Here is a 3,940-nt window from a genome sequence, read left to right on the forward strand (position 1 = left end):
ATGCCAGCCACTACGTGGCTGGCATGGGTACATGTTTTTAATTATTTCACCTGTCTACTTGACAGGGGCGCATCAAAACACTGATGAATTAAAAATTATCTACAATCAGATAGCGAAGAAAGAAAAATCAATTAATGCATGTTCTCTTGATGGCCAAGCTGTTTATACATGGGGATACCCTACTACAAAAGGCAGAATACTAGTCACAGGAGACGCTTATAAAAATCTGATTCCAACTGGTCATGCAGCTATAGTCTATTCACAAAATAGAGTTGTTGAAGCTTTATCCAATGGAGTTGTAACTGGTAAAAATGATTGGAATAAAAGCAAAAATACATGCTGGGGACTTTATGTGACAGACGTAACAGAAAATCAAGCAAAAAAAGTCGCAGATTGGTGTTATTCACAAAGAGGCAAACCATATAACATTAAGTATTATGATGTAAATACAAGATCAAAATTTTACTGTTCTCAACTCGTATGGGCTGGATTTAAAGATAAATACAATGTAGATTTAAACACTAGTCAATATGGCGCAGCAGTGCATCCTCTTGAATTGGTCTCAAGTGATAAGACAATGATTCTTTATAAGAGGTGATTACAATGAAAAAAACAATTCTAATAATTACCACAGTCTTACTATTCACAGGATGCTCATTCTCACAATCACAAAGCAATATCCATTATACATTTGGTGTGATTGAAACTTCTTCTGCAAGAAAATATACTGTTATTAAATATTATAATGATGATGGTAAAAAAGTTGCTTCTACAAAATTGGATGAGGCTCAAGTAGGCACATCATTCAATACCACAAGCTATCATGATGGTTATGCTTATATTAATAATATCGGTCTTCAAGGACATAAGAATCCTCAAAATATTATTCAGATAAAAGGAAATTCTACTGAAGTGAATAAGCTTCATTTACCTGGAACAGGCATTGATGCAGTCAGTGCAGATGATCACTATTATTATGGTGTATCTAATCTTAATGATTATGGTTATCTAACTCAGATGAATTTTAAAGAGAAAAAAGTAAATGAAATAAAAGAAAAATCTCGTTTCTCTTATATGGTTGTTCCAAGTCATTCTAAAGTATATAATTTTGTAGATATTGAAAATGATATTGCATGTGATATTTATGATCAAAATTTAAAACGACTTAAAAGTATTAGTCTTACCCAATATGGAGATAATATTTGTAAGTACTATACAGATAAAGATACATTATATTTTTCATTTAATAACCAAAATAAATATATTGGTCAATTAAACATGAATACAGACGAATTAAAAATCATTGATATGCCTTATAGCTATGCTGATAATATTTATGTAAATGATGGAAAAATCTATGTTTCTTTCTATAATCTTGTTTCAAATGAAGGCAATAAGATTTGTGTTTTTGATCAAGATACGCATCAATTAGAAAAAACATATACCTTGAAGCATCATCTTGATATGATTGATTTTAATGGTTCTCATGCTTATATTCTATATCGTAATGAGCATGATAAATACAGTGTTAATATCTACGATTATAAGAGTGACTTTAAACAAGTAAAAAGAATAAGTCTGCCAAAGAAAAAAACTTATAATTATCTTATTTATTATTCAAACCTTTTTATTAATCCTAGCCTCAAATAGGCCAGATTTTGTGGTTTCAGACTGTTGACGAATGATAAAAACATATTGCTAGAAATGAATATTCATTTTGAATACCCATAATCTGCAAGGCAACGATTTAAGAGAAGTGTAGAACAGAAATATTCAGAATACAGACTATCTGTCTATGACTGATAGGAAATGATCTTTGCAGATATTTCTTTACCTTATCCATCACAGTCTTTCCCATACTTCTATGGGTAAATCTATACTCCTGTTCATTCAGGAATAAAGGCATCTCTCTTTTGGTTATTCCATGATAATCCCAGTAATATTATTCTTAATATTCCCGATTATTATGTTTAACCATAGTAGTCTATGATTATTTTCTTCATGGTCGATTTTCTTGTTGTTTACTTGTATTTCTTCATTTAGTGTATTAAAGCATTTCTCAGCATCAGTATTGAGTAATGCATCATATGATAATACACAGCACTGTTCTATGTTTTTCTTAAGTGACAAAACTGTATAATCATTAATGATCTTAACTTGAGGTACCGGGGGATAGTTTTTCTCTTTATCTGTAGATAGAATACCAAGAATAGACTGTTGCTCACTTGAACGACTCGCATTATTCTTGGAGGTTACACCAATATTGAAGACATCTGCCTCATAGAAAAGGACGTTGGGCAGCTTGCCTGAATTGCTTATTGACATAAGAATTCTACACTTGCTTTCTAGAAGAAGTGCAGTCTTCTAGTTAACGTCTAGTATTGAACATAAATCTATTGCACTGATTCCTTTATTTTCATTAAAGAAAAGGAAAATACTTAAAAGGAGCTTGTATAGATCAAGCTTGCAGCTCTGAAAAATAGTGCCTGAAAGCAGTGAATGCTGCTTATGGCATGATTTGTTTTCAAGAACATATGAAGTCTTGGTCTTTCTTACACGCTTGACTAAGTAATACTTATGGCATCCGCAGCAATCACATGAGAAGCCAACAGGCCATTTCATGGATTTGAAAAATTCAATACAGTTATTGATGTTATTAGAATAGTTCTGAGTGAACTCATATAGAGAAGCTTTCTTTGGCTTTAATACTTTGTTTGACATGTGATTATACTTCTATCTGATTTCTAAACTAATTATAGAACAGATGGAAAATCTATGTGTCTGGTTCAGCTTCATGAACGCCGTTTAAATGCTTCTTATGATATTTATTTTTCACTAACCTGTGGTTTGTAGGTATTCAAAAATCAAATAGAAAGGAGAATAAAAATAAATGAAAAAAAATAATGATTAATTTATGTGCTTTTGCTTTAGTTTTATCATCTGTTTTAATTCCTGTTTATGCTAAAGATAATAACTATACTTACAGTGATAATCCATTTGAAATCAAAAACATTAATGCAAGAAAAAAGTTAAATACATATTTAAAGAAGAAAAATCAAAGAGGGAAAGCTATATTTGATAATATGGAATTAAAAAATTCAGAATTATACGCATCAGACACTTCCGATTTTTCTAAACTTACTCAAATTGCTGATGGAAATTATGACTTTGAATATTTATATACCTATAAAGACGAAAATGTAAGTGATGTAATAGCATACGATAAAACTGATTCCACATATATCTTATTGGAAGAAGATTTAGTAAATAATACATCAACAATGACTATTGACGAAGAAACATATTTAATAAATGAAAACAATTCTAATTTATCATTAGTCACTGAAAATGGATCTGAATTAATGTTTTATGAAGAAATTCTTGATGAAGATTATCCTGATCCTTTAATGCCTGCTGAGGGTGAAGAAGTGTTAAATGTAGATGGGGAAACCCCAACCACATATACAACTTGGAAAAAATTAGGAGGTCCATTTCATAAAACGTCAAAAATGACTTTTAAAGTTCTTGAAATAATAGGTATGGTTGGAAGTGCCGTTTCTTTGTTCGTTTCAGGTCCTTTGGGAAAAGTGGTATTTCTTTATTCTGTTGCTGTATCAGTTGGTTCAAGCGTTAAACCTACTATTCATATTAAGTTTTATCAATACGGAGCATCAGATTGTTTATCTTATATTAGAGAACAAAAATATTATTTCGGAGCATATAGTGAGATTTCAAAAAAGTGGTATGAACAGATAAAAACAAAAAGTGGCGCCGCAAAGGTAACTTATAGTTATTTTCACAGTCAACGTCCAGATTACACAGGTAATCCAGCATGTATGAATTATTAAAAAAAGGACAATTATTTTGAATACCCATAATCTACAGGTAACGATTTAAGAGAAGTGTGGAGCAGAAATATTCAGGATATAGACTATTTGTC

5 protein-coding genes are annotated in these 3,940 nt (G+C 30.8%); 3 read left to right on the forward strand and 2 right to left on the reverse strand.

The genetic code is table 11. The features are described 5' to 3' along the window. A partial coding sequence (locus tag EAI80_RS12205) for a YiiX/YebB-like N1pC/P60 family cysteine hydrolase (RefSeq protein ID WP_238634613.1) occupies positions 1-598 on the forward strand: 598 nt, incomplete at its 5' end. 5 nt (positions 599-603) lie between these two features. Continuing rightward, a complete protein-coding gene (locus EAI80_RS12210) occupies positions 604-1,650 on the forward strand; it encodes a hypothetical protein (RefSeq protein ID WP_129982256.1) in 1,047 nt (348 codons plus the stop codon). Positions 1,651-1,917: 267 nt separating this feature from the next. On the opposite strand, the gene EAI80_RS12215 is transcribed toward EAI80_RS12210, so the two are convergent. Together EAI80_RS12215 and EAI80_RS12220 are read right to left on the reverse strand one after the other, a co-directional pair. Further along, positions 1,918-2,325: a hypothetical protein gene (locus EAI80_RS12215; protein WP_129982257.1), complete on the reverse strand. Its 408-nt coding sequence runs from the start codon at positions 2,323-2,325 to the stop codon at positions 1,918-1,920. Between the two features lie 39 nt (positions 2,326-2,364). Further along, on the reverse strand, positions 2,365-2,721 hold the full coding sequence (locus EAI80_RS12220; RefSeq protein ID WP_129982258.1) for an IS1595 family transposase: 357 nt from the start codon (positions 2,719-2,721) through the stop codon (positions 2,365-2,367). Positions 2,722-2,903: 182 nt separating this feature from the next. Between EAI80_RS12220 and EAI80_RS12225 the strand changes: the two genes are divergently transcribed. Further along, positions 2,904-3,848: a hypothetical protein gene (locus EAI80_RS12225; RefSeq protein WP_129982259.1), complete on the forward strand. Its 945-nt coding sequence runs from the start codon at positions 2,904-2,906 to the stop codon at positions 3,846-3,848. Positions 3,849-3,940 lie beyond the last annotated feature (92 nt).

This window comes from Catenibacterium sp. co_0103 (assembly GCF_004168205.1).
GTDB classification, from domain to species: Bacteria; Bacillota_I; Bacilli_A; order Erysipelotrichales; family Coprobacillaceae; genus Catenibacterium; species Catenibacterium mitsuoka_A.

Excerpts from the sequence above, each read along its gene's own strand:
- EAI80_RS12210 (WP_129982256.1), top strand. The coding sequence starts at position 604 with ATGAAAAAAACAATTCTAATAATTACCACAGTCTTACTATTCACAGGA.
- EAI80_RS12215 (WP_129982257.1), bottom strand. The coding sequence starts at position 2,325 with ATGTCAATAAGCAATTCAGGCAAGCTGCCCAACGTCCTTTTCTATGAG.
- EAI80_RS12220 (WP_129982258.1), bottom strand. The coding sequence starts at position 2,721 with ATGTCAAACAAAGTATTAAAGCCAAAGAAAGCTTCTCTATATGAGTTC.
- EAI80_RS12225 (WP_129982259.1), top strand. The coding sequence starts at position 2,904 with ATGATTAATTTATGTGCTTTTGCTTTAGTTTTATCATCTGTTTTAATT.